Raw genomic sequence first — 20,991 nt, 5'->3', positions numbered from 1 at the left:
AAAGGGAGCGGATGAGATGCGATTTGGCGTAATCGGAACGAACTGGATCACCGAGGAATTTATCCAGGCTGGTCAAGAAGTAGAAGGATTTTCTCTTCAGGCTGTTTATTCACGTACCATCGAACGCGCCAAGGAATTCGCTGACAAGTACCATGCACCATTCGCCTATAACAGCCTAGAAGAAATGGCTGCAAGCAAAAATATGGACGCGGTCTATATCGCGAGCCCCAACTCCTGCCACGCGGAACAAGCGATCCAGTGCATGGACGCGGGGCTACACGTATTGTGTGAAAAGCCACTGGCTTCCAATGCGATTGAGGTAGAAGAAATGATCGAAGCAGCGAAAAGAAATGACGTGCTGCTCATGGAGGCTGTCAAATCTACGCTGTTGCCCAATTTTTTTGCGATACAAGACAACCTGCACAAGCTGGGAAAAGTACGACGCTATATTGCTAGCAATTGCCAATATTCTTCGCGCTATGACGCCTATCGCGAAGGGAAGGTTTTACGTGCTTTTGATCCTGCTTTTTCAAACGGAGCCTTGATGGACATCGGAATCTATTGTCTTTATCCGTTACTCATCCTTTTTGGCAGACCAGACGACATCAAGGCAGAAGGAATTGTGCTTGATTCTGGAGTGGACGGGGAAGGCAGCATTCTTTTGAAGTATCGAGAGATGGATGCAATCATTAGCTTTTCGAAAATTACGACCTCCTATCAGCCAGCAGAAATCCAAGGGGAGGACGCCACGATGGTGATCGATCGAATCAACCATCTCAAAGAAGTGGACATTCGTTATAGAGACGGACGAATCGAGCAAGTGACAAGGCCGCAGACCCCGAAGACCATGCATTATGAAATTAGGGAGTTCCTACACTTGGCAAGGATAGGGGCAAGACAATCTACAACGAATTCGCATGATGTCTCCAAAACGACCATGCAGGTCATGGATGAAGTAAGAAGACAGATGGGAATCGTTTTTCCTGCGGATCATAAAAAACGGTAAGTAAAGGGGAGGGCATTTGGGATGAAAATGTATGATGTAACCGCCAACGTGTACGAAGGAATGACGGTGTATAAAAACAAGCAGGAAAAGCAGCCGAAAATACGTACCGCTACCAATGGCTATGTAACAGAATCAAGAATCGATATGGACCTTCATTCTGGTACCCATGTAGATGCTCCCCTGCACATGGTGAATGCTGGCGATACATTGGAGAGTATTTCATTGGAGAAGCTAGTGGGCAGTTGCAAGGTTCTCGATCTCACAGCGGTAGAGGACAGGATCAATCGCTCCGACTTAGAGAGCTTCGATCTTGAGCGAGGAGATTTTGTCCTATTTAAAACGAAAAACTCTTTTGAAGAGGCGTTCTCTTTTGAATTCATCTTTCTGTCAGAGGAAGGTGCAGAATATGTAAGTGAGCTGGGGGTACGGGGCATTGGTACCGATGCACTTGGAATCGAACGCAGTCAGGAAGGGCACCCCACCCATAAAAAACTGTTTGCAGCGGGCGTCATTGTCGTGGAAGGCTTGCGGCTAGCGGAGGTCCCCCCAGGCGATTATTTTTTGGTAGCTGCACCACTCAAGCTGATCGGCACGGATGCAGCCCCGGCAAGGGTCCTATTGTTTGAAGGATTACATAACGAATAATGGAGACATCATTTGTCTATCCAAAATGAAGGGGAGGGAAATACATGCTCAGACGACCAGAGCGCGATGAATACGCCGCTTATTTTGACTATTATATTGGGCTTGTACCGGAAGGGGAGCCGCTAACGATCCTTACGCAACAAGGAGAGAGGCAAGTCGCGCTATTTTCGTCACTTGCGCCTGAGCAAATTGATTATCGGTATGCACCAGGCAAATGGACGGTAATAGAGGTTTTGGGTCATCTCGTCGATACAGAACGCATCATGAGCTATCGCTTACTGAGAATCGCGAGAGGAGACCAGACACCCCTCATCGGTTTTGATGAGAATACTTTTGTCGAACACGGGTGTTTTCGGCTAAGAAACCTCTCTGATTTATTGGAAGAGTATAAGGCTGTACGTGCTTCGACCATCGCGCTAGTCCGAGGAATCTCTCCAGAAGCGTGGTTGCGTACAGGAATTGCCAACGGAAACAAGCTATCTGCAAGGACGTTGGCTTATGTGATTGCAGGACATGAAGCTCACCACAGTACCATTTTGAGAGAGCGGTATTTAGGGTAGGTCTCGTATGGAAAGGATACAGACAATCGATTATGCATCGCCACTCGGCGTCTTGGAAATCAGTGGGACAGAAGACGAGGTATGTTCTATCCTATTCACAGATCGGGACGAACCCATTTTGCTTGAACAAGAAGACAATTGCCACGAGCCTCTCCTCGTTTGCCGGCAACAGCTGGACGAATATTTTTCCGGCAAGAGACAGTCCTTTTCTGTTCCCCTGTGGATGAAAGGGACAGACTTTCAGAAATCAGTCTGGCACACATTGACCACCATTCCCTATGCGCACAAGATTACGTATACGGAGCTAGCCGCGTTGATTGGGAAGGAAAATGCGGTGAGGGCTGTCGGGAATGCCAACGGAAAAAATCGGCTGAACCATTGTGCCATGCCATAGAATTATAGGATCAAACGGGAGTCTAACAGGCTATTCGGGTGGCTTGTGGCGAAAGGAATGGCTACTGACCCACGAACAATGTTCGCAAAACAAGGAAGAATAAGGTAGAATTTGAGGAGAGTAGTGAGAAAAGACAATTTCATAGGTGGAAACAGGTTCCTTCGGGCGTAACAATTCGCCACAAGGATAATAGGGAAGCTCGGTGCAAATCCGACACGGTCCCGCCACTGTAAGAGGGGAGTCAGCGTCCAACAAGCCACTGGTCTATCAAAATAGACGGGGAAGGCGACGCTAGACGATGAACCCATAGTCAGGAGACCTGCCTGTTTCGACAACACTGATAGACCTACGGGAGATAGGGAGGTGTTAGAGATGGCTTGCGAAAAACAGCGCGTGGACAAGTGCGTCCCTCTTTTTCTGGCATTTTCTAACGATCGTCACGGTCGAGCGGAAAATGTTCTTTTTATTTTGGGCAGGATAAAAGAAGAGGAGGGCGTGCGATGATTCAACTTTTCATTTGCCAATGGTGCGGATATGTCGAGGAAAAAGAGCTGCCTGAGGAAGGCCAGGAGGGTGTGTTTCATTGCACTTGCTGCAGTATGGAAGAGGTAGAAAGCCTGTTCACTCCCAACTGAAAGCCTTGCCAAATCAGCTTACAATCAGAAAAGAAAGAATTTTGTTGACGCTTGCCTTGGAATTTCTTAGAATAAAGCTCAACAGCATAAATGGTTCTTATCCAGAGAGGTGGAGGGTCTGGCCCTATGAAGCCCGGCAACCGTTGCATATTGCGACAAGGTGCCAATTCCTGCGAGACGTTTCGTCTCGAAAGATAAGAAGCGGGTTACTCTATTAGTAGATGAACCTTCTTCTTAGCGAAGAAGGTTTTTTTAATTTCATATTTTCTTTATCCAGAGAGGTGGAGGGACTGGCCCGATGAAGCCCGGCAACCGTCACGTATATTTTGTGACAAGGTGCCAATTCCTGCAGGACATATACGTCCTGGGAGATAAGGAGGGGGAGCATTAGCTGCTAACAAGCCTTCTTCTTATCGAAGATGGCTTTTCTTTTTATCTAAAATTCGGGGTATGGGGTGGTCAGGATGAGTGCAGAAGTGGTACGCGTGGGATTATTGGGATTGGGAACAGTCGGTGGAGGCGTAATCAAAACGATCCGTTCGCAACAGGAGAAGCTGGCTTCTCGTCTGGGAAAACGAATTGAGATCGTCAAGGCCTTGGTGCGTGACTCGGAAAAAGAGCGGGCGGTTCACGTCGACCCGGCTTTACTGACAACTGACTTTGAGGAAGTATTGAGAAGCGATGTGGATATCGTAGTGGAGGTCATGGGCGGTGTAGAACCTACCTATGACTACGTACGTGCTTTGATCGAAAAGGGCTGCCATGTAGTAACTGCCAACAAAGAGCTACTGGCGAAAAAAGGAACGGAGCTAGTCGATTTGGCAAATCAGCATCAAGTTCATCTGGCCTATGAAGCGAGTGTGGCAGGGGGCATCCCGATCTTGAGCGTGCTCCGGCAGTTCCTTCGCACGAACGATATCCAAGGTGTTCGCGGTATTCTCAACGGAACAACGAACTTCATTTTGACGAAGATGGAGGCAGAACAACTCTCTTATCAGGAGGTGCTCAAGCAAGCGCAGGAGTTGGGCTATGCGGAAGCAGACCCTCGTTCGGATGTAGAAGGCTTTGACGCTATGTACAAGTTGTACATCCTGGCACAGCTTGTTTATGGAGAATCGCTGCCGCTAGCAGATGTTGTTCGTAAAGGGATTTCAGATTTATCAGCGGGTCACATTCGGATTGCGAGTGAGCTGGGGTACCGGATCAAGCTCATCGCGCAGGCCTATCAAGCTGAACAAGGAATTCGCCTATCTGTTGAACCAACCATGCTTCAGCTGAGTCATCCGTTGGCGCAAATCCACGACGCGTTTAATGCTGTGCAGCTATCGGGCAACATCGTGGGAGACTTGTTGTTTACAGGAAGAGGGGCAGGAGAGCTCCCTACAGCAAGTGCAGTCGTAGAGGATTTGGCCTATTTATTGACACAGCCATTCACACCGCATCCTACTTGGAAAGAAAAAACGGCTGACAAAGCAGGAGTCACGGTGGACTCGGAGGAACGCGTCCTGTGTTATCTAGAGGGCTCATGTCATACTGCTACGCCAGATCGTGTCTTGCATTTCCTTCAGCAGGCAGGAGTCAACGTGCATAAACTAAAAGTCCAATTCGACTTGGGGGGCGTATTGCGTGCAGGTTTGATCGTGACAGGAATCAGTAAAGAGCACGAGTCCCTATTGAAAAATGATTTTGGCTTAGAAGTGCGTTGCTTCCCCATTATCGAATCTGCGTAAGTAAGAGGAAAAATAAGAAGAAAAGCCGTATTTCTAGTTACCTGGAAACACGGCTTCTTTTGTCAGGGGGCAGTCTCCACCGCTTTTGCGCGCGGCTGTACACGCCCGTCACTTTGTATGTCGACACTCTCAGAAATGGATTCAATACGTTTTAGCAGGGCAGCGCCGTTGCTTTCATTCATGGGTACAGCTTGTCCCAATTCTGCGTGAAACGGAAGCATCGTCAGCTCACAATCACCGCTTTTCGTACAGTTTGCTTGCAGAACCATCGTTTCCCAAGTCTTGGGTTCGCTTGATCGTGTGAAAATGAAATTGCCTAGACTATACGCAATCCATTTGTCGTTGTATCGTTCAAAGCCTTGAAGTACGTGTGGATGACCGCCGACAATCAAATCTGCACCAGCATCGATGTAGGCACGAGACAACTCTTCTTGATGATCGACAGGATAATCGAAGCGTTCCTTGCCCCAGTGTGCAATCACCACGACGAGATCCGCTTGGTGGTTCGCATCTTGGATCGCTTTCACTGCTTGCGTAGGATCATAGGAAGCGGCCATACCTGGCTGGGAATCCCCTGCAAACCAGCTTGTTTCGGGAATGACCCTGCTGAAGCCGAGAATCGCGATCTTGATGCCGTTCTTTTCTATGAATACAGGGGAATAGGCACGTTTGGCATCCTTTCCAGCGCCGACGTATTCAATCTGGTTCTTGTCCAAAGCGTCAAAAGTATCGAGCAATCCCGGAACTCCTTGATCCATGGAGTGATTATTGGCGAGATTCACCACATCAATCCCTGCGTTTTTCATGGCAGGAACAGCAAGTGGCGACGACTTGTAGACATACGCCTTGTTCTGTGCGGCAACACCTGTGGCGGTGATCGGCGTCTCCAAATTGGCAATCGTGATATCATCTTGCAAAAAGAGTGAGCTTACATGCTTGAATGGGTAGTCATAGCTGTTTGCGAGTAAGGTTTTCTCTACATTCCCTGACATCATGATGTCACCGACAAAGGTGAGCTGCACAGAGGTCTTTTGGTTCACAGTATTGTCAGGAGCAGGCTGCTCGTTCGGGTTGGCATGTTTTCCATCCATGGCAGTTTGGAATAAGTAGTAGGTTCCGACGACGAAGATGGCCAATACGCTAAATAGGAGCGTGTTCTTTCCAACACGTACCCATGTTTTACGTGATTTCTTGCGCCGAGCTTTTACCCGGCTTGATCTGGTCTCGTTCATTTTTCCCCCTTGTCCTTCTATCCTTACATAAATGAATTTTGATATCCTATAAGTATTACGAAAAGAGGCGAAAAAAGGTGCGATTAACTTTTGATCATTTGGTTCATTTTGTACAGCGAACTCCACAGGAAGCATCGGAACAATTTTGCCAAGCGGGTTTTCATGCGGTAGCTGGAGGGCGTCACGCGTCTTGGGGGACATGGAATAGCCTTAGTTATTTCGGGCTTTCTTATGTTGAATTTTTGGCGGTTGAACACAAGGAGCTTGCTCGACAATCAGATAATCCGCTCGTACGTCAATGTATCGAGGATGAAGCGAAGGGAGAAGGATTTGGTCAAATTGCGCTTCGGACCAACGAGATGGATGCGTGGGCAGAGCGCCTGCGAGGCCAAGGTTTGCAGGTTACTGGACCAGTTGCGGGAAGTCGTACGCGTGATGATGGCACGACGCTTCAGTGGCGGATGCTGTTCCTCGAAGATGCAGATAGTGCTCTTCTACCGCCATTTCTCATTGAATGGTCGCAAACGGATGAGGAGAGAATTGAAGATTTGACAAATCGTGGCATCATTGGCGCACATCCGAACGGTGCAGCGCATCTCCAGTCAGTAGGCTATGCAGTAAACGATCTGGATGAAGCAACAGCACGTTGGCAAAGCTGGTTTGGATGGAAGAAGAGCGAAAAATTTCACGATAAAGAACTGGGGGCCATCTGCCAAGCATTTGAACTTCCGGGTGGAAATGTAGTGCTTTGCCAACCGACGGAAGAGGGATTGGCGCAGACTGCATGGAAAAATCGCGGGCAACGACCGTTTTTTGCGAGGCTGGAAGGAGCAAGCAAGAATAGCGAGTATAAGATTGATGGAGGATCTTACTTTCTAGTAGCGCTGGAATAGTCGTTTAGAAGAGAGCCTCTGCAAACGGATTGAGTTGTGTTTACGAGAAGAAGAGCATCCGTTTTATGTAGCGTTTTGAGAAAAAAACCACCTCGATTGGAGGTGGTTTTTTTACTAGGTGCCAAACGTCTTTTTAGTTAAATTCCGGTACATCACCAGCATCGCGATACGCCAAGGTACGAGCATACCGAATGCGAGCAAGAAGAACAGCCCACCCGTCTGAATCGGTGTAAAGCTATCATTGATCATCAGTTTAATAATCAGTCGGATGACCAACAGTCCGGACAAAATGAAGAAAAACGCACGGGACCGTTTCAAATACACATCTTGCCCAATGATTTCGAAGCGTGACGTCATAATCAACGGAATCGAAAAGATAAGCCCAACCACAAAGGCTGCAATATCAAACTTGGGCGGTAATTGCGCCTCCGGGAACAAAAACATTGCAAACCCTGTCGCCATAAAGAAAGGTGGCAAAATAATGCTTTTTGCAGAAGCCGGCTTTTTTTGCCGACGCATTCTCACAAAGATCACTGCAATAGCCATCACGAGAGGCAGCAGGATTCCCAAAACGGGAGAGGAAAGTATCTGCATGGAAAAACGCCTCCATAAGGTTCAACATACTTTCACTAGTGTACACCAAAGCATGGTCAGTGGGAAAGCGTTTGTCATGTCCGTTACATTCCGATTCTAGGCAGCTGCTTCATCGTGGGAGCGTACATCCAGCTTATGCTTTTTACTGTAGAAGAAAGTCAATAAGCCAAAGAGCACTGTCACCGAGCCGATGAAGAGGAGGTAGCCGCTAATGCCGAGAAGGTCCAGCCCAACTCCTGTAATCGCGAGAGCCAACAAGAAGAATCCACGATCCAGCATGCTTTTAAAAGAAAAGAATCGCCCTTGCTGGTGTGGAGGTAGACGCTTCTGGAAAATCGTTGCGGTGACCGGGAAGAAGAAAGCAACGACAAAGCCGAACATGGAGAAGGAAGCGAGCACCATGAATTTGTTATCGGCGAATGACATGCCAAACTGGGACAGCGCGAAGAAAAAGAGCATGATGGTGGACGCTGCCACGAGGTTTCTGCTGCCAATCCAACGTTTTGCCAAGAGTCCCCCAATCAAAATGCTGATTCCTTCTGCTGCATAGATCCATCCCATGAGCTGAGGTTCCTGTTGTAGCTCGCTAAAGTTCAAGATCATCAGGTTCAGACCGCCAAGGAACAAGGTGATCAACCCGTTATTAATCAAGCCGACAAACAAGGCCGGGTCCTGTCGCGAGATCGTCAGTACTTCGCGAAACTCTACTTTTTCCTGAATTTTCCGAGAAGTCACTTGCGGAATGCGGAGAAAGAGTGTGACGACAGCGAGTACAGCGTACGCGATGATGGAGCACACATACAGCATGGACAGGTCCATGGAGGCAACGAGTATACCGCCGATTGCTGTTCCTCCAATGCGCGAGAGGGTAGAGATATTCAGATATGCGCTGTTCGCCTTGAGTAACTCGTCCTGGGAAAGGATGGCTGGCAAGGAAGCCTGCACGGTCGGAAAATAAAATGCAGCAGAGCATTGCATCACGATCAAAGATACGATCATCCACAGAAGAGAATCGTTTGCAAGAGCCGGGAACATGAAGACGGGGCTGAGTGTTCGGACCAGGCTGGCAAACAGCATGATCTTGCCTTTGTCGTACATGTCAATTACCACACCCGCTTTAGGGGCGAGGAGGATGCTTACCACCAACCCACACATCAGAATCAAGCCCTTCACCGTATCAGAAGGAACGAGTTTCTGCATGAACGCAAGATTGGCAATAATCGAAATCCACATGCCCGCTCCCGCGACGATCTCTCCGCTCATTAAAAGCAGAAAGGTACGATTACGCCATAACATGAGAGCCACTCCAAACATTTGTTAGATAGGTAAAAATTTGAACCGATCCATTCATTTGATAAAAAGCGATTTCTCAAGTATAGCATTCATGCAAACGCTTGTATATTTATTGTCTTTGTGGGTATTCTTCGTATTCATAACGGACAAACTAACACAATACTGCGGCCATTACGCCCAAAAGGAGCTATTCGTAAATGGCGCGAAAACGAACGTTGCTACTGTTGATCGTGTATGGATTTGCTGCGACACTCACGATCTTTTACGGATTGGTGGAAAAGCATAGCGTCATTGTCACGTTCTTTTCTTTTCATGTGCTCGTTTGCATCTGTATCCCCGTCATTCACGGATGGTGGGAAGGAGATTTGCGAAGGCACTGGCGTTTAGCGTGGGGAAGTTTTGAATGGCAGGGTACTTTATACGGACTGGCATTTGGCGCTCTTATGTTGACAGGAGTGCTGGCAGGGCTTTGGTTGCTCCTGCAGGAACCGGGAAGACCTGAAGCCGTTCGAACAGGTATGGAGACATGGGGGATTGAACGCCGCTGGATTTGGGGTTTTTCGTTCTACCTCGTTTTCATTAACTCGCTGCTGGAAGAGTTGTTCTGGCGAGGCTTCGTATTGCAGCGGTTGCGCGCATCCTTATCCCGCTTGATGTCCATTTTTCTTTCCAGCTTTTTTTATTCCTTATATCACCTGATTATCTCTTCGATCCTCTTTGGTTTTCGAAACGGCTTGTTCATTACGTCGATGGTTTTTGGAGCAGGGCTGATTTGGGGATGGATGAAAGGAATGTTTCCTTCGATTTACCCAAACTGGATTAGTCATTTGTTCGCGGATTTGGGTCTCGCACTAGCTGTGGTTCTCTGGATTTATTGACCGGATAGGAGGGCGAAACGGATGCTGGCGATTCATGAAGAAACGAGACTGCGCAAGCGATTGCTCAGTATACTTCGGCAAAACAGTGAAGCATTTCAACTCTACTATGACACGTATGGTTATACCCCGATTGAGCCGTTGCTGGACTATCTTCATACGCTGAAAGGGTGCTCATACATAGCTAGGCAAGATCTTCATCAAGTCGTGGAATTCGATCCGGAGCGGAGTATCGAATGGGACGGTGGAGCACTCATTCGAGCTACTTACGGATTTTTGCCCACGATTGCAAAAAGCAAGCTCATCGAGATGGTACCACCTGACGTTCTTTATTACGGGACACATCGAAAGTTATTGAAACAAGCACTCACTGGCGGCCTGTTGCCGATTGCCAGTGAGTATGTGCAGCTTGCGGAAAGACCGGAGCATATTGGAGAACCGACAGACACATTGCGCCTCGTCACTGTGAATGCAAAGGGGGCCCATGAAGCCGGCATTTGCTTTTACCGAGTGGGTGAGCGCTATTGTTTGAGCGATGCTGTCCCGGCCAGTTATTTGCAGCTGTACGCAGACTAGTTTGACTCGTTGTTTCGACGTGCTTCGCGCATTTGCAGCTGGTGCTTGCGTTCTGCCAAAACATCGCTTCGATCCCTCAAGGTATGCTTATTCAGCAAGTAGGCGTCTTGCATATCGCTATCCCGATGTTCAGGGTGATTTTGCATCGTACAAGCCTCTTGATACGCCTGTTTCAAAGCATCGGACATGGGCAGGGACAGGCTTCGATAGGGCTGACCATTTTGGATTTCTGTCAGGCGTTCTTCAAGCAGGTTAGCCAGACTGTCACTATCCAACCCAAGCTTTTGGACGTCAAGCTGATACTTTTTGACAAGGGATATGGCGCTTGTGAGCATTTTGATTGCACCTGACTGATTCCCGCGTCTCTGGTGATACAGAGCGACGGAGATTTGAATCAAACCAACCCACACTTGCTGTCGCTCATGTGGAGGAGCGCTTTTCCAATACTCCTCGAGAATCTCATGACACTCAAAATAATCGCGTTCTACATGAAATTGGATCAAATAATCCAGATACGGTTGCGGATACATGGTGATCTTCACCTCACTGCTTGGTTTTCAAGGGATCGTTTATGTACTATTATAAAGCATAGAGAGTAGAAAATGAGGTGTAAAACCATTTATGACAAGAGATGAACTCGTAGCCGTATTGGAAAAAAAGCGAATGACCGAAATCATAGAACTGATCGAGGATGCTGAACAGGGAGAACTGGAAGAGCTCGAGCTCGTGGAAAGCCTGGGATTGCTCATGGATCAGGAGTTGAACAAAGAAGTCCTTTCGTTATTGGAGAGCCTGGGTGTCACCATTATTTACTTGAGTGGCGATGAAGAAGACGAAGAGGAAGAGGACGACGAAGACGACAATTAGTAAAAAAGAGAACCAACCTTGTGCATGGTGCCAGGTTGGTTTTTGTATTCCTTACTTTTGCGTCCATACGCGATTTTTATTTCGTGTAGCGGGGAACTTTTCCCCTCTGGAAAGCTCGATGATCATCGGGTTCTGCACACTTGCACCAGACTCACCAATCTCCATGTATACGGCATTTTTCGGAGACTTTTCTCCTTCACGAAAACGGCTGTGTTCTCCCACGAAGGCACCTTCTTCCTAAGGAATTGTCATCTGAATTAGTATGACCCGGTACACTGGCTTCATGCTTTCCCTTCTATTGACGATAGATTTTGAATTCCTTTACGATCATTTCAATTACTTTTGGAGAGGTGAATACATGCTACCTTTGACCTTGAAAAAGGAATCCAATATATCTTATCACGAGCAATTATATCAACAATTTTCATCCTCGATTCGAAGCGGTGAGCTTCCTTCCCAAGAGCAGCTGCCAACGGTAAGGGAGTTGGCGGCACAGTTGAAAGTCAATTACAACACCGTTCGCAGCGTGTATTTGCGTCTCCAGCAAGAAGGGCTGGTTGATTGTCGGCAAGGGAGGGGGACGATTGTAACCAATAGTGCAAATGACACGCTCTTGTCACGTAACCCGATCCATCTTGCTTTACTCGCCAAAGAAACCATTCATAAACTGAAAGCAATGGGCTATACCATGGATGAATTCTCGCGCGTTCTGTCCTCTGTTTTGCAAGAAATCAATCAGTTTCCGGTTCTTTTTTTGCGGTTCACAGAACTGGAGGTCACTGAATATATGCGTTTGGTACAGTACCATCTTCCGAGTGTGATGGTTGAAGGGAGAACCGTCGAGGATTTTTCCCAGCAGGTAGAATGCGATGCAAATTTTTTGCAGCAATACAAAGCCATCGTTATCCCACCTTCCGTTAACCTGAAACTCCCGAAGGATGCGCCTCCGATCGTTAGCCTTGATTTTATCCCGGACCCTACGACGGTGATCCCTGCCATGGAGGCCTACCCACGAAATACGAAAATCGGATTGATCTGTGCGACCATACGAGGTGGTGCGGGTATGATCAATGATCTCTACAATGCAGGCATTACGCACTTGGATATTCGGACGATAGAAGCGAACCATGCGGAAGTGTTTGATTTGATTGCATCCTGTGACGTCGTGTATATTTCCAAGCCTGGCTATATGGTGAAACCACATTTGCTTACGCTGCCAAAAGTAAAGGAATTTCAAGAAATTCCTGACCACCACGGTATTAATGAACTGCGCAAGCTCGTTACCCATTGACAACTCCTACTACTGAATAGCCTACGAGACATCCGCTGATTTTGACTAGTGTATAGACTGATGTCCATGCCGATATGCCTTCACCTACATACCTTGTAGATGTAACGAACAGGAAGGGGTGAGGTTAATGAGTTGCGGATGCAGAAGATCTCGTCGCAGATGCTTTAAATGCTGCGAAAAGAAAGTGTACAGAAAGCATTGCTTCTACAAGCCACACTACAAAACCCATTGTAAACCATACGGTCGTAGTGGGGGACACGGACATTGTGGCGGTTATGGCCACTTTGGCGGCGGTTACGGCGGTTTCGATGGTTACGGCTCCTCTCATGGTGGAGGGTACGGCGGCGGTTACGGCGGCATGTACGGTGGAAGTCACGAGAGCAAGTATTAATAGAGAAAGGCGCCGTGGTGGCGCTTTTTTCGTTTTTTCGCAAGTTTTGCGCAATTTGTCGTACAATAGAGGAAAAGGATTAATGGAGGTATGGGTATGCAATTCCTGAATGGGAAAGAGGAACGAATGTGGGCGATGATCGTACATCTATCTGCCTTCCTTGGTTTTATCGTTCCGTTCGGCAATGTACTAGGACCTTTAATTGTATGGTTGATCAAGCGTGAAGAGGGAGCCTTTTTTTATCAGCATGGAAAAGAGGCCCTGAATTTTAGCATCTCGGTAACGATTTATGCGGCCATTTCAAGCTTGTTGATCATCATTTTTATCGGCGCACTATTATTAGGAGCCCTCTTTATTTTTTGGGCGATTTTCGTTATTATCGCTGCGGTGAAAGCGAATGAGGGAAAAGAATTCCGTTACCCGCTCACTCTCCGGTTTATTAAATAACCGTTCTTAGAAAAGTCGTTCCACTTGGGACGGCTTTTTATATTTGTTTGAATTTTCTATTTAAAAAGAGGGTGAACATTCGTTCATCTCGAATTACAAATGAGTGTAGTCGGTGAAGGGGGAGTCAAATCATGTTGACGGGAGTGACGATAGTTGATTTTTCTCGCCATCTTCCAGGTCCGATTTGTACAATGCGCCTGGCTGATTTGGGGGCAGAGGTCATCGAGGTGGAACCGTTTCACGACAAAACTCACTCACCGTTAATCAGGCCTTCTCATCCTGAAGCTAGAGAGACGGGAGCGTTTTACCTGCGTTCACATCGCAATCATAAAAGTATTTCATTGAATTTGCGGACGAATGAGGGAAAAGCGCTCGCGTTTGCTCTGGCCAGACAGGCTGATGTCGTGGTGGAGAGCTATCGACCAGGGGTGATGCGTCATTTGGGACTGGATTACGATCGCCTGTTCGAGATGCACCCTGCTGTCATTTATTGCTCCGTAACGGGCTATGGCCAAAGCGGCGAGCTATACCAAATAGGGGGGCATGACTTGAATGTCCAGGCAGTAAGCGGATTTCTCTCACTGGTTCGCGATCTGGAAGGCAAGCCTGTCGTTGCAGATATTCCGCTTTCTGATTATGCGCTCGGGTTGTATGCCAGTGAACAAATATGCGCGGCGCTTGTTCAACGTGCGCGGACAGGACGAGGAGCATATTTGGATGTTTCGTCGGCTGACTTGTTTAGTTCTTGGACAGGCCTTCATGCACTGTTTATGTCATACAACTCCTCGATTGGACGGGAGACCGGGAGAGGGAGTTTGCTGGCGTATCAGGTGTATGAGACAGCAGACGGCCAGTATGTCGCACTTGCTGCGTTGGAAGAAAAGTTCTGGCTCAATTTTTGCCGCGCGGTAGGAAGAGCAGACTGGGAGCTATGCCACCGAGCTAGCGTTTCTCTGCATCCAGAGGTGTTTGACGATATGAAAGCACTGTTTCTGTCCAGAACCCAAGCCGAGTGGAGTGAACTGGGCAGTGAAGTGGATTGCTGTCTGACCGCCGTTGAAGATTGGGAAAACTGGGTAGATAATCCATACGTTGCGAACAGGGAGATAGCGTATACGCTGCCTTATTTGGAAAAAAAGTCGCCCGATCATGAGGAGAGTCTCGCGCATCGTTACAGGGCGGAGCGGTTGTCACCCCCGTGGCACACCGATTACACGTACGAGCTGCTCAAACGCAAGCTGAACCTCACAGAGGAGGATTTGAGCAGGCTGCAAAGGCAGGGGGTTATTCCTGCCGCTTCTTTATAGGAAAGGGTGAGAAAAATGATGGAACAGGATCATCATACGCAACTGATCGTAACAAAAGTTGATGGAATCTGCACGATTACGCTCAACAGGCCACACGTCCTCAATGCGATGACGCTTGAAATGTTTTCCCTTTTGCAGGACGCGATCTCAAAAGCTTCAGCAGATGAGGAGGTCGATGTGCTTATTTTGCGGGGAGCGGGGGGGAACTTTTGCTCGGGTGCTGATTTGGGCGTGTTGACTGCGCTGACGGATAAGAGTGACGCTGATCAATCATTGACGATCATTAATGATTTCATCACCAACTTGCATCAAATGCCAAAGCCTGTGATTGCAGTCATCGAGGGAGTAGCCGTCGGAGCGGGACTCAATCTCGCGTTGCATGCTGATTTTGTCATTGCGACGGAAGACGCCCTGTTGCAGGAGCCTTTTGTCCAGATTGGTCTGACAACAGATTTTGGCGGGACATACCTTATGCCAAGGCTTGTTGGTACGGCGTGGGCGAAGCGTCTCGCACTGCTGGGAGAAAAGATTACAGGGAAAAAAGCGGGGGAAATCGGCTTGATCTATCAAGCGGTAGAAGCCAATCAAGTCGAAAGTGAGGTTGAAAAATTGGTTGCTGCGGTACGGCGCCTGCCGAAGCAAGCGTATGCCGTCACAAAAGAAGGGTTGGGACGCTGCCAGGCAAACGGCCTAGAATATGCACTGGCCTGGGAAAAGCAACAGCAGCCGTCCCTGATCGCACGCCCTGAATTTCAGATGCTCGTACAAGCGAAGCTGAAGCGGACGTAGCGCTGATTTATTTTGGCAGTGGGATGTTTAGTTCATGAATGCGCTGTCCTGTCGCTGCACTTTCCTCGAACAAAGAGAGCGCAGGTGATTTTGCGCTCGGGTCCAGCTTGAGATCGATGGAAAAGCTCCCCCACTCGGGGGCACCCGTGCTTGCTGTCACAAAGCTATTGGCCAATGTCTTGTCTCCGTCTGTCACGACGAATCGTACGTTGGCTTCGTTCACGCGTGCTTCACCCTTAATCGTATATTGTCCTTCGCCTGTTTTGGTGATCGTAATATTCCGAAACGATTCATTCTCGTATTGCCCCTTGTCCTCGCCAACAGGATGAGAATGTGTGCTAGCGGCTGCGGGCGGAATGATGCTGGGAAATGATACAGCCGTCAGGCTCATGGCGAGTAAGCAGGTTGTCAGCATGTTTGTTCGAAATTGCATGTTTTCCTTCTTCCTTTCATTCGTTTTCCTCTCTAGGTTGGCGAAATTGGTATAGAACTATTCTCGGGATTGTATGACAACTCCGTGAAAATGGATGAGATAAAAGTCCAAAGGGAACTTTATCCGTTGAGCAAAGGGCCATTCTGTGATAAAGTAGGGACATCAAGATCCTGCGATGTTCGATAGGCCGTAAATGTTTCTAACCTTATACGTGTTTTTTGGGAGACGGAAACTGTGATGGATGTCAGGCCCACCTCCTTCTGGGATGCATGGGAAGGCTGAAGTGCAGAAGGGTCGCCCACCTGTGTGAGCGCAGGTTATAGAAACATGAGGTCAACGGCAGAGCGGGGACTTGGCCGTTTATGAATGCAATGAATTGCCGATAGCACAAAAAACCACTTGGAATCTGCTTCCAGGTGGTTTTTGTTTTTCTATACGTTGATTAATGGGTGGTTTTGTTTTGTTTGCCCGAGCCGTGGCCCTGGCCCTGCCCTTGTTTTTGGGAGCCTTGGTCTTGATCCCCATGATCGACAATGGTCAGGTCCTTTTCAAGTGTTTGGGAGTCTTGGGCGTCTTGAAGAATTTGATACATTTGCAGGAAGTTTGCTTTTTGCCCCTCAGGAATTCCTTTAATGCGAACCGTCAGCTCTTGCGGGCCACCATTTTGCTGTTGCCCACCTTGGCTGTTCCCTTGACCGCTGTTTTCATTGGAACTCGGCTGCTCATCAAGAAAGCTGAGAAACATCGAGTCGCTGTCTTGGTCTTGTTGGTTGTTTTGTCCGCTGTTTTGCGATTGCTGTCCTTGTCCTTGTCCGTTTCCGCCTTGCCCGCCTTGCTGCTCAAACAGCACGTTGAATTCGTTAAGATCGGTCTGGATGATACCAATGACGTTCATCCTGATCCTCCTTCCAAAATAGAAATGATGCCTCAGCCCGGATGTTTGGAATGATGGACACCGTGCCGTTGCAGGTATCCATGGAAAAAGTATTCGACCACCGTAATGGCAAATGCCGTCAACAATAAACCAGATAAGGATATGGTCTGACCAAACAAGTAACAGCCAAGCCACAAGGAGGCAAACACGAACAAGAAATCAGCGGAGCTCGCAAACGTATTGTTCGTACGCGGGAGGATTGTCAAATCAAGTACATAACCCAGTAAACTGACAATCACGCTTGCGAGCACTGCAAACATAAGGGACGTCCCCGACCACCAAAGCCCTGGAATGGCAATGATTCCGTTAAACAAGAGCTTGAGAACGATGTTCAAAGAGCGAACACCACCTTTCATGCCCTTAGTATGAACTTAGGTAGTCGCACTATTCGTAGAAGAGGTGTTTGATTTCAAACGGCGGATCAGTGCTTCATCTGGTGTCACATACAGCGTTCGTTGCTGCTCGTAGATCACATAGCCAGGCTTGGCCCCGCTCGGTTTTTTTACATGCTTGATGAGCGTGTAGTCTACGGGAATTTGACTTCCTTCTTTGGCACGACTGAAATAAGCTGCCAGATTCGCTGCCTCAAGCAACGTTTCATCTGAAAATTCCCGAGCGCGAATGACGACATGGGAGCCAGGTATATCCTTGGTGTGTAGCCATGTTTCTTGCGACGATGCGAGCTTGTTGGTCAAGTATTCATTTTGTTTATTGTTTTTACCGACCAAAATTTCAATACCGTCCGAAGAAAGGTACGTATCCAGCTCTGGTCTGGTCTCTTTTTTCTTTCGCGGACCGCGTTTTTTACGATCTCGCATGTAGCTTTGCTCAACGAGCTCCTCGCGAATTTCTTCTGCATCTTTTAAGGTGGCATGTTCCAGTTGAACCAATACGCCGTCCAAATACAAGAGTTCAGCATGCGCTTGCTCAATCTGCTCACTCACGATGGAAAGGCTGTTTTTGGCCTTGTTATACCGCTTGTAATACGACTGTAAATTTTCCGAAGGGGTCTTCAACGGATCGAGCGGAATCGTGATGGTACCTCCCGCTTCATCATACCAGTTAACTGTGACGAGCTCGCGATCCCCTCGCTTCATTTGGTGCATATTGGCGGTGATCAATTCACCGTACAGGCGGAACTGATCTGCTTCATGCGCATCTTGCAATGTTTGTTCGAGCTTCTCGATTTTCTTTTCATTTTTATTGCGCTCAGAAGTGACAAAACGAATTAAATCGTGCGCACGCTGCTTGACAGTGTCACGGAGCGCCTTTCCTTCGTAAAATGCCTGCAAGCATTCTTGAATGGAAGGATAGGGGGTGGTAACCCCGTTTGAGAGATGAGTTAGCTCGACGACGTGAAAATACGCTTTGCCGTTTGCCTCTACAATGGATGGAACATACTCATGAGCGTTGATTGCCTTCATCACCTGTGAAAAGGCAGCCCACAGTGTTTCACGATTCGCAAGGCCGGCTCTGTGCAAAATTTCTTTTGCCAATAACGGACTGATCCCGGTATAGCCTTCTACGATTTGCTTGTCCAAACGACCGCCGTTCCAGTCGAGGGAAGAAATAAACGCTTGCTCGGTTACAGTAAGAGGGTCGCGCTTATCTTGGCTCGGAGGAGAAACATAAGGTCTGCCAGGCGTAACTTGTCTATACTGGCTAATGGCGAGCGTCACATGCATGGCGCTATCCAAAATCATTCCGGTTGCAGGATCGATGAGGATGATGTTACTGTGCTTGCCCATGATCTCGACAATAATTCGGCGGACAGCCGTGTCACCCAGCTCGTCCCGCGTGCGTACGTCGATGTGAATGATTCGCTCCATCCCGATTTGCTGGACAGATTCAATTACGCCGCCCTCACAATGCTTGCGCAATAGCATGCAAAACATCGGAGCTTCCAGCGGATTCGTGAATTCTTCTGTCGTGATATGAAGTCTCGGATAAGTCGGGTTTGCAGACAGGAGGAACTTTACCGTTTCTCCTTGTGTCCGTACTTGCATAACAATATCGCTATGGTGGGGCTGGTGGATCTTCGAGATGCGTCCTCCTACCAGTTTATGTAATTCCCGCGTAACGGAGCGGGTTACTACGCCATCAAATGCCACAAAAGTCACCTCAGATCAAAAAAATGGCTAGAATAATAGATAGAGAGCTGCCAGTCACAGTGTAGCATAAGTCAGGGCAAGGAGGAATCTCATCGTGGTGGGGTTGCTTCGGTTGACACTGCCAAGAGTTGTCTCCTATAATAAATTAACGATTTTGCGTCTATGGAAGTGAAAACTTATGATTCGAAGCATGACTGGTTACGGTAGAAAAGAAGATAGCAAAGGCTCCATTCGAGCAACAGTCGAGATTCGTGCAGTGAATCACCGCTTTTCTGAGATTGTCGTGCGCCTGCCCAAAGCATGGAATATGCTTGAGGATTCGATTCGTAAGCTGGTCGCGCAGTTTGTCAGAAGAGGGCGTGTCGATGTCACTGTCTCAGTGGAAGGGAAAAATTCTTCTGCTACGGTCATGGACATTGACTGGGATGTGGCTGAACAGCTAGTCTCCATTTCCCGCGAGATGACTCAGCGTTTTTCGCTAGAGACGCCTTTAACCGTCAAGGATCTGCTACACTTTCCTGGCGTGATACATACCAAAGAGTCAGAGGACAATGTGGAGGAGCTGACAGAGTGGCTCCAAGACCTGGTCAGGGGCGCGGCAATGGATCTCGTTTCGATGAAAGAGACGGAGGGTAATCTGCTGCACGCTGATCTAGCCAGTCGCCTGACTGCCGTCAACACATGGACGCGGGAGATCTCCCAGTTGGCCCCTCTATGTAGGGAAGATTACAAGGGCCGACTTGAGCAGCGCGTAAGTGAGTGGGCCGGTTTGACACCTTTTGAATTGGACCCTGCTCGTGTAGCGCAAGAGGTTGCCTTTTTCGCTGATAAAAGTGATATTAGTGAAGAGTTGACCCGTTTAGATAGTCATTGCCAACAGTTTGCCATTCAATTAGGCAAAGAAGAAGCAATTGGTCGAAAACTGGATTTTCTGCTCCAAGAAATGAATAGGGAAGCCAATACGATTGCTTCCAAAGCGAATCATTTGCGCATTCAGCATCTGGCTGTCGAGATCAAGACAGAACTGGAGAAGATGCGGGAGCAAATACAGAATGTTGAGTAGCATGAAAGGATGGGCTGGGCCGTCATGGCAATCAAGCTAATCAATATCGGTTTTGGCAACATTGTCAATGCCAACCGCATTATTTCAATTGTAAGTCCGGAGTCCGCTCCTATCAAACGGATCATCCAGGAAGCGCGCGATCGCAACATGCTTGTGGACGCTACTTATGGGAGACGTACACGTGCGGTCATTATTACAGACAGCGATCACGTGATTTTGTCAGCGGTACAGCCAGAAACAGTGGCACAGCGCTTGACTACGAAGGATGACGAATCGGACGAATAAAGTAGGAGTGTAAACAATGAGTATGGTTGATCGTGGTCTCCTTTTGGTTCTTTCCGGACCAGCTGGTGTGGGAAAAGGAACAGTATGCAAGGCACTTCGTGAAGTGATGCCTGATCTGGTGTATTCTGTTTCCGCTACCACACGCCAGCCGCGTCCTGGAGAGGTGGAAGGAGTTAATTACTTTTTTAAAAGCCAGGAAGAGTTCAAGCGGATGATTGAAGAAGATGCTCTTCTGGAATGGGCAGAATACGTAGGAAATTACTACGGAACACCTCGTCAGTTCGTGGACGATATGCTGAATGATGGGCGCGATGTTATTCTTGAGATCGAAGTTCAGGGTGCGCTTCAAGTGAAAGAGAGCTTCCCGCAAGGTACATTCCTGTTCCTGGCTCCTCCTGATTTAAACGAACTGGAAAACCGGATCGTGGGACGCGGGACAGAATCACAAGAGATTATTCGCAAGCGCATGGAAGTGGCGCGTGCTGAAATCGAGCTCATGGACCACTACGATTATGTAGTCGTCAATGACGTCATCGAATCGGCTTGCGATCGAATTCAAGCGATTATTACAGCGGAGCATCTGAAAAAAGATCGTCAGGTTCACAAATATCGCAAATGGTTACAGGAGGTTGAATAGAAT

Annotated in this window: 26 protein-coding genes, 1 other RNA gene, 1 pseudogene and 3 riboswitches; of the genes and pseudogenes, 19 read left to right on the top strand and 9 right to left on the bottom strand. The window is 48.1% G+C overall.

Translation table 11 applies throughout. From position 1 onward, the window contains the following. The first annotated feature begins 16 nt into the window (after positions 1-16). The 6 genes and pseudogenes from C7R92_RS18360 (at position 17) to C7R92_RS18340 (ending at position 4,970) form a co-directional block, all read left to right on the top strand. Positions 17-1,006: a Gfo/Idh/MocA family protein gene (locus tag C7R92_RS18360; protein ID WP_017249494.1), complete on the top strand. Its 990-nt coding sequence runs from the start codon at positions 17-19 to the stop codon at positions 1,004-1,006. 21 nt (positions 1,007-1,027) lie between these two features. Next, the gene (locus C7R92_RS18355) at positions 1,028-1,651 is read left to right on the top strand and encodes a cyclase family protein (protein WP_106835239.1); all 624 of its coding nucleotides are present in this window, start codon (positions 1,028-1,030) and stop codon (positions 1,649-1,651) included. 44 nt (positions 1,652-1,695) lie between these two features. After that, positions 1,696-2,211 carry a DinB family protein gene (locus tag C7R92_RS18350; protein ID WP_106835238.1) on the top strand — a complete coding sequence of 172 codons (516 nt, stop codon included), beginning with the start codon at positions 1,696-1,698 and terminating at the stop codon, positions 2,209-2,211. 7 nt (positions 2,212-2,218) lie between these two features. Continuing rightward, positions 2,219-2,708, top strand: a pseudogene (locus C7R92_RS18345) (methylated-DNA--[protein]-cysteine S-methyltransferase). 33 nt (positions 2,709-2,741) lie between these two features. After that, positions 2,742-2,946: riboswitch (cobalamin riboswitch) on the top strand. Positions 2,947-3,105: 159 nt separating this feature from the next. After that, positions 3,106-3,240: a hypothetical protein gene (locus tag C7R92_RS33165; RefSeq protein WP_017249489.1), complete on the top strand. Its 135-nt coding sequence runs from the start codon at positions 3,106-3,108 to the stop codon at positions 3,238-3,240. A 94-nt stretch (positions 3,241-3,334) separates the two neighbouring features. Continuing rightward, positions 3,335-3,441: riboswitch (SAM riboswitch) on the top strand. 65 nt (positions 3,442-3,506) lie between these two features. Further along, a riboswitch (SAM riboswitch) is annotated at positions 3,507-3,618 on the top strand. Positions 3,619-3,704: 86 nt separating this feature from the next. Then, the gene (locus tag C7R92_RS18340) at positions 3,705-4,970 is read left to right on the top strand and encodes a homoserine dehydrogenase (RefSeq protein WP_106835237.1); all 1,266 of its coding nucleotides are present in this window, start codon (positions 3,705-3,707) and stop codon (positions 4,968-4,970) included. A 62-nt stretch (positions 4,971-5,032) separates the two neighbouring features. Here the strand turns inward: C7R92_RS18340 and C7R92_RS18335 are convergent, their stop codons facing one another. Continuing rightward, positions 5,033-6,202 (bottom strand): CapA family protein, encoded by a 1,170-nt coding sequence (locus C7R92_RS18335; protein WP_106835236.1) that lies wholly within the window; start codon positions 6,200-6,202, stop codon positions 5,033-5,035. 77 nt (positions 6,203-6,279) lie between these two features. Here C7R92_RS18335 and C7R92_RS18330 point away from each other — a divergent pair, with 77 nt between their 5' ends. Then, positions 6,280-7,095 (top strand): VOC family protein, encoded by an 816-nt coding sequence (locus C7R92_RS18330; RefSeq protein WP_106835235.1) that lies wholly within the window; start codon positions 6,280-6,282, stop codon positions 7,093-7,095. A 114-nt stretch (positions 7,096-7,209) separates the two neighbouring features. On the opposite strand, the gene C7R92_RS18325 is transcribed toward C7R92_RS18330, so the two are convergent. Together C7R92_RS18325 and C7R92_RS18320 are read right to left on the bottom strand one after the other, a co-directional pair. Beyond that, positions 7,210-7,689: a CcdC family protein gene (locus tag C7R92_RS18325; protein ID WP_106835234.1), complete on the bottom strand. Its 480-nt coding sequence runs from the start codon at positions 7,687-7,689 to the stop codon at positions 7,210-7,212. Between the two features lie 96 nt (positions 7,690-7,785). Then, positions 7,786-8,985, bottom strand: coding sequence for an MFS transporter (locus tag C7R92_RS18320; RefSeq protein WP_106835233.1), 1,200 nt, complete (start codon positions 8,983-8,985; stop codon positions 7,786-7,788). A gap of 194 nt (positions 8,986-9,179) precedes the next feature. Between C7R92_RS18320 and C7R92_RS18315 the strand changes: the two genes are divergently transcribed. Next, entirely contained in the window at positions 9,180-9,860 is a 681-nt protein-coding gene (locus C7R92_RS18315) for a CPBP family intramembrane glutamic endopeptidase (protein WP_069849508.1), read from the top strand. 21 nt (positions 9,861-9,881) lie between these two features. After that, the gene (locus C7R92_RS18310) at positions 9,882-10,433 is read left to right on the top strand and encodes an RNA 2'-phosphotransferase (RefSeq protein ID WP_069849506.1); all 552 of its coding nucleotides are present in this window, start codon (positions 9,882-9,884) and stop codon (positions 10,431-10,433) included. On the opposite strand, the gene C7R92_RS18305 is transcribed toward C7R92_RS18310, so the two are convergent. Continuing rightward, positions 10,430-10,963: a DUF309 domain-containing protein gene (locus tag C7R92_RS18305; RefSeq protein ID WP_106835232.1), complete on the bottom strand. Its 534-nt coding sequence runs from the start codon at positions 10,961-10,963 to the stop codon at positions 10,430-10,432. The two genes, C7R92_RS18310 and C7R92_RS18305, sit on opposite strands and share 4 nt — an antisense overlap. A gap of 91 nt (positions 10,964-11,054) precedes the next feature. Between C7R92_RS18305 and C7R92_RS18300 the strand changes: the two genes are divergently transcribed. Then, positions 11,055-11,300: a hypothetical protein gene (locus C7R92_RS18300; protein ID WP_106835231.1), complete on the top strand. Its 246-nt coding sequence runs from the start codon at positions 11,055-11,057 to the stop codon at positions 11,298-11,300. A gap of 51 nt (positions 11,301-11,351) precedes the next feature. Here C7R92_RS18300 and C7R92_RS18295 read toward each other — a convergent pair whose 3' ends face one another. After that, complete coding sequence (locus C7R92_RS18295; protein ID WP_017249478.1) at positions 11,352-11,522, bottom strand: YjzC family protein; 171 nt, start codon at positions 11,520-11,522, stop codon at positions 11,352-11,354. A gap of 136 nt (positions 11,523-11,658) precedes the next feature. Between C7R92_RS18295 and C7R92_RS18290 the strand changes: the two genes are divergently transcribed. The 5 genes from C7R92_RS18290 to C7R92_RS18270 all read left to right on the top strand — a co-directional run bounded on the left by C7R92_RS18290 (position 11,659) and on the right by C7R92_RS18270 (position 15,525). Next, a complete protein-coding gene (locus C7R92_RS18290; protein ID WP_106835230.1) occupies positions 11,659-12,591 on the top strand; it encodes a GntR family transcriptional regulator in 933 nt (310 codons plus the stop codon). Between the two features lie 127 nt (positions 12,592-12,718). Further along, positions 12,719-12,982 carry a hypothetical protein gene (locus C7R92_RS18285; RefSeq protein ID WP_106835229.1) on the top strand — a complete coding sequence of 88 codons (264 nt, stop codon included), beginning with the start codon at positions 12,719-12,721 and terminating at the stop codon, positions 12,980-12,982. Positions 12,983-13,078: 96 nt separating this feature from the next. Then, positions 13,079-13,429 (top strand): DUF4870 domain-containing protein, encoded by a 351-nt coding sequence (locus C7R92_RS18280; protein ID WP_017249475.1) that lies wholly within the window; start codon positions 13,079-13,081, stop codon positions 13,427-13,429. 131 nt (positions 13,430-13,560) lie between these two features. After that, on the top strand, positions 13,561-14,736 hold the full coding sequence (locus C7R92_RS18275) for a CaiB/BaiF CoA transferase family protein (protein ID WP_106835228.1): 1,176 nt from the start codon (positions 13,561-13,563) through the stop codon (positions 14,734-14,736). Positions 14,737-14,754: 18 nt separating this feature from the next. Beyond that, on the top strand, positions 14,755-15,525 hold the full coding sequence (locus C7R92_RS18270; RefSeq protein ID WP_106835227.1) for an enoyl-CoA hydratase/isomerase family protein: 771 nt from the start codon (positions 14,755-14,757) through the stop codon (positions 15,523-15,525). A 7-nt stretch (positions 15,526-15,532) separates the two neighbouring features. Here the strand turns inward: C7R92_RS18270 and C7R92_RS18265 are convergent, their stop codons facing one another. Then, a complete protein-coding gene (locus C7R92_RS18265) occupies positions 15,533-15,958 on the bottom strand; it encodes a Gmad2 immunoglobulin-like domain-containing protein (protein ID WP_106835226.1) in 426 nt (141 codons plus the stop codon). A 164-nt stretch (positions 15,959-16,122) separates the two neighbouring features. Between C7R92_RS18265 and ssrS the strand changes: the two genes are divergently transcribed. Then, a non-coding RNA gene (gene ssrS, locus C7R92_RS18260) (6S RNA) lies at positions 16,123-16,313 on the top strand. Positions 16,314-16,400: 87 nt separating this feature from the next. On the opposite strand, the gene C7R92_RS18255 is transcribed toward ssrS, so the two are convergent. The 3 genes from C7R92_RS18255 to C7R92_RS18245 are packed head-to-tail and all read right to left on the bottom strand — an operon-like array spanning position 16,401 to position 19,003. After that, positions 16,401-16,853 carry a hypothetical protein gene (locus tag C7R92_RS18255; protein WP_106835225.1) on the bottom strand — a complete coding sequence of 151 codons (453 nt, stop codon included), beginning with the start codon at positions 16,851-16,853 and terminating at the stop codon, positions 16,401-16,403. 32 nt (positions 16,854-16,885) lie between these two features. Continuing rightward, a complete protein-coding gene (locus C7R92_RS18250) occupies positions 16,886-17,227 on the bottom strand; it encodes a DUF2512 family protein (protein ID WP_007728396.1) in 342 nt (113 codons plus the stop codon). Between the two features lie 36 nt (positions 17,228-17,263). Next, on the bottom strand, positions 17,264-19,003 hold the full coding sequence (locus C7R92_RS18245; protein WP_069849492.1) for an Rqc2 family fibronectin-binding protein: 1,740 nt from the start codon (positions 19,001-19,003) through the stop codon (positions 17,264-17,266). A gap of 178 nt (positions 19,004-19,181) precedes the next feature. Here C7R92_RS18245 and C7R92_RS18240 point away from each other — a divergent pair, with 178 nt between their 5' ends. From C7R92_RS18240 to gmk, 3 genes are read left to right on the top strand one after another with little or no spacing between them, the layout of a single operon-like run. Then, positions 19,182-20,066: a YicC/YloC family endoribonuclease gene (locus C7R92_RS18240; RefSeq protein WP_069849491.1), complete on the top strand. Its 885-nt coding sequence runs from the start codon at positions 19,182-19,184 to the stop codon at positions 20,064-20,066. Between the two features lie 24 nt (positions 20,067-20,090). Further along, complete coding sequence (remA, locus tag C7R92_RS18235; RefSeq protein WP_015891999.1) at positions 20,091-20,351, top strand: extracellular matrix/biofilm regulator RemA; 261 nt, start codon at positions 20,091-20,093, stop codon at positions 20,349-20,351. A gap of 16 nt (positions 20,352-20,367) precedes the next feature. Continuing rightward, a complete protein-coding gene (gene gmk, locus C7R92_RS18230) occupies positions 20,368-20,988 on the top strand; it encodes a guanylate kinase (protein WP_106835224.1) in 621 nt (206 codons plus the stop codon). Positions 20,989-20,991 lie beyond the last annotated feature (3 nt).

The organism is Brevibacillus porteri, assembly GCF_003013475.1.
GTDB classification, from domain to species: domain Bacteria; phylum Bacillota; class Bacilli; order Brevibacillales; family Brevibacillaceae; genus Brevibacillus; species Brevibacillus porteri.
This window is presented reverse-complemented; position numbering and strand designations above follow the sequence as displayed.

What these genes read in the sequence shown, in the direction of transcription:
- C7R92_RS18360 (WP_017249494.1), top strand. Translation starts at nt 17, where the DNA reads ATGCGATTTGGCGTAATCGGAACGAACTGGATCACCGAGGAATTTATC.
- C7R92_RS18355 (WP_106835239.1), top strand. Translation starts at nt 1,028, where the DNA reads ATGAAAATGTATGATGTAACCGCCAACGTGTACGAAGGAATGACGGTG.
- C7R92_RS18350 (WP_106835238.1), top strand. Translation starts at nt 1,696, where the DNA reads ATGCTCAGACGACCAGAGCGCGATGAATACGCCGCTTATTTTGACTAT.
- C7R92_RS33165 (WP_017249489.1), top strand. Translation starts at nt 3,106, where the DNA reads ATGATTCAACTTTTCATTTGCCAATGGTGCGGATATGTCGAGGAAAAA.
- C7R92_RS18340 (WP_106835237.1), top strand. Translation starts at nt 3,705, where the DNA reads ATGAGTGCAGAAGTGGTACGCGTGGGATTATTGGGATTGGGAACAGTC.
- C7R92_RS18335 (WP_106835236.1), bottom strand. Translation starts at nt 6,202, where the DNA reads ATGAACGAGACCAGATCAAGCCGGGTAAAAGCTCGGCGCAAGAAATCA.
- C7R92_RS18325 (WP_106835234.1), bottom strand. Translation starts at nt 7,689, where the DNA reads ATGCAGATACTTTCCTCTCCCGTTTTGGGAATCCTGCTGCCTCTCGTG.
- C7R92_RS18320 (WP_106835233.1), bottom strand. Translation starts at nt 8,985, where the DNA reads ATGTTATGGCGTAATCGTACCTTTCTGCTTTTAATGAGCGGAGAGATC.
- C7R92_RS18315 (WP_069849508.1), top strand. Translation starts at nt 9,180, where the DNA reads ATGGCGCGAAAACGAACGTTGCTACTGTTGATCGTGTATGGATTTGCT.
- C7R92_RS18310 (WP_069849506.1), top strand. Translation starts at nt 9,882, where the DNA reads ATGCTGGCGATTCATGAAGAAACGAGACTGCGCAAGCGATTGCTCAGT.
- C7R92_RS18305 (WP_106835232.1), bottom strand. Translation starts at nt 10,963, where the DNA reads ATGTATCCGCAACCGTATCTGGATTATTTGATCCAATTTCATGTAGAA.
- C7R92_RS18300 (WP_106835231.1), top strand. Translation starts at nt 11,055, where the DNA reads ATGACAAGAGATGAACTCGTAGCCGTATTGGAAAAAAAGCGAATGACC.
- C7R92_RS18290 (WP_106835230.1), top strand. Translation starts at nt 11,659, where the DNA reads ATGCTACCTTTGACCTTGAAAAAGGAATCCAATATATCTTATCACGAG.
- C7R92_RS18285 (WP_106835229.1), top strand. Translation starts at nt 12,719, where the DNA reads ATGAGTTGCGGATGCAGAAGATCTCGTCGCAGATGCTTTAAATGCTGC.
- C7R92_RS18280 (WP_017249475.1), top strand. Translation starts at nt 13,079, where the DNA reads ATGCAATTCCTGAATGGGAAAGAGGAACGAATGTGGGCGATGATCGTA.
- C7R92_RS18275 (WP_106835228.1), top strand. Translation starts at nt 13,561, where the DNA reads ATGTTGACGGGAGTGACGATAGTTGATTTTTCTCGCCATCTTCCAGGT.
- C7R92_RS18270 (WP_106835227.1), top strand. Translation starts at nt 14,755, where the DNA reads ATGGAACAGGATCATCATACGCAACTGATCGTAACAAAAGTTGATGGA.
- C7R92_RS18265 (WP_106835226.1), bottom strand. Translation starts at nt 15,958, where the DNA reads ATGCAATTTCGAACAAACATGCTGACAACCTGCTTACTCGCCATGAGC.
- C7R92_RS18255 (WP_106835225.1), bottom strand. Translation starts at nt 16,853, where the DNA reads ATGAACGTCATTGGTATCATCCAGACCGATCTTAACGAATTCAACGTG.
- C7R92_RS18240 (WP_069849491.1), top strand. Translation starts at nt 19,182, where the DNA reads ATGATTCGAAGCATGACTGGTTACGGTAGAAAAGAAGATAGCAAAGGC.
- remA (WP_015891999.1), top strand. Translation starts at nt 20,091, where the DNA reads ATGGCAATCAAGCTAATCAATATCGGTTTTGGCAACATTGTCAATGCC.
- gmk (WP_106835224.1), top strand. Translation starts at nt 20,368, where the DNA reads ATGAGTATGGTTGATCGTGGTCTCCTTTTGGTTCTTTCCGGACCAGCT.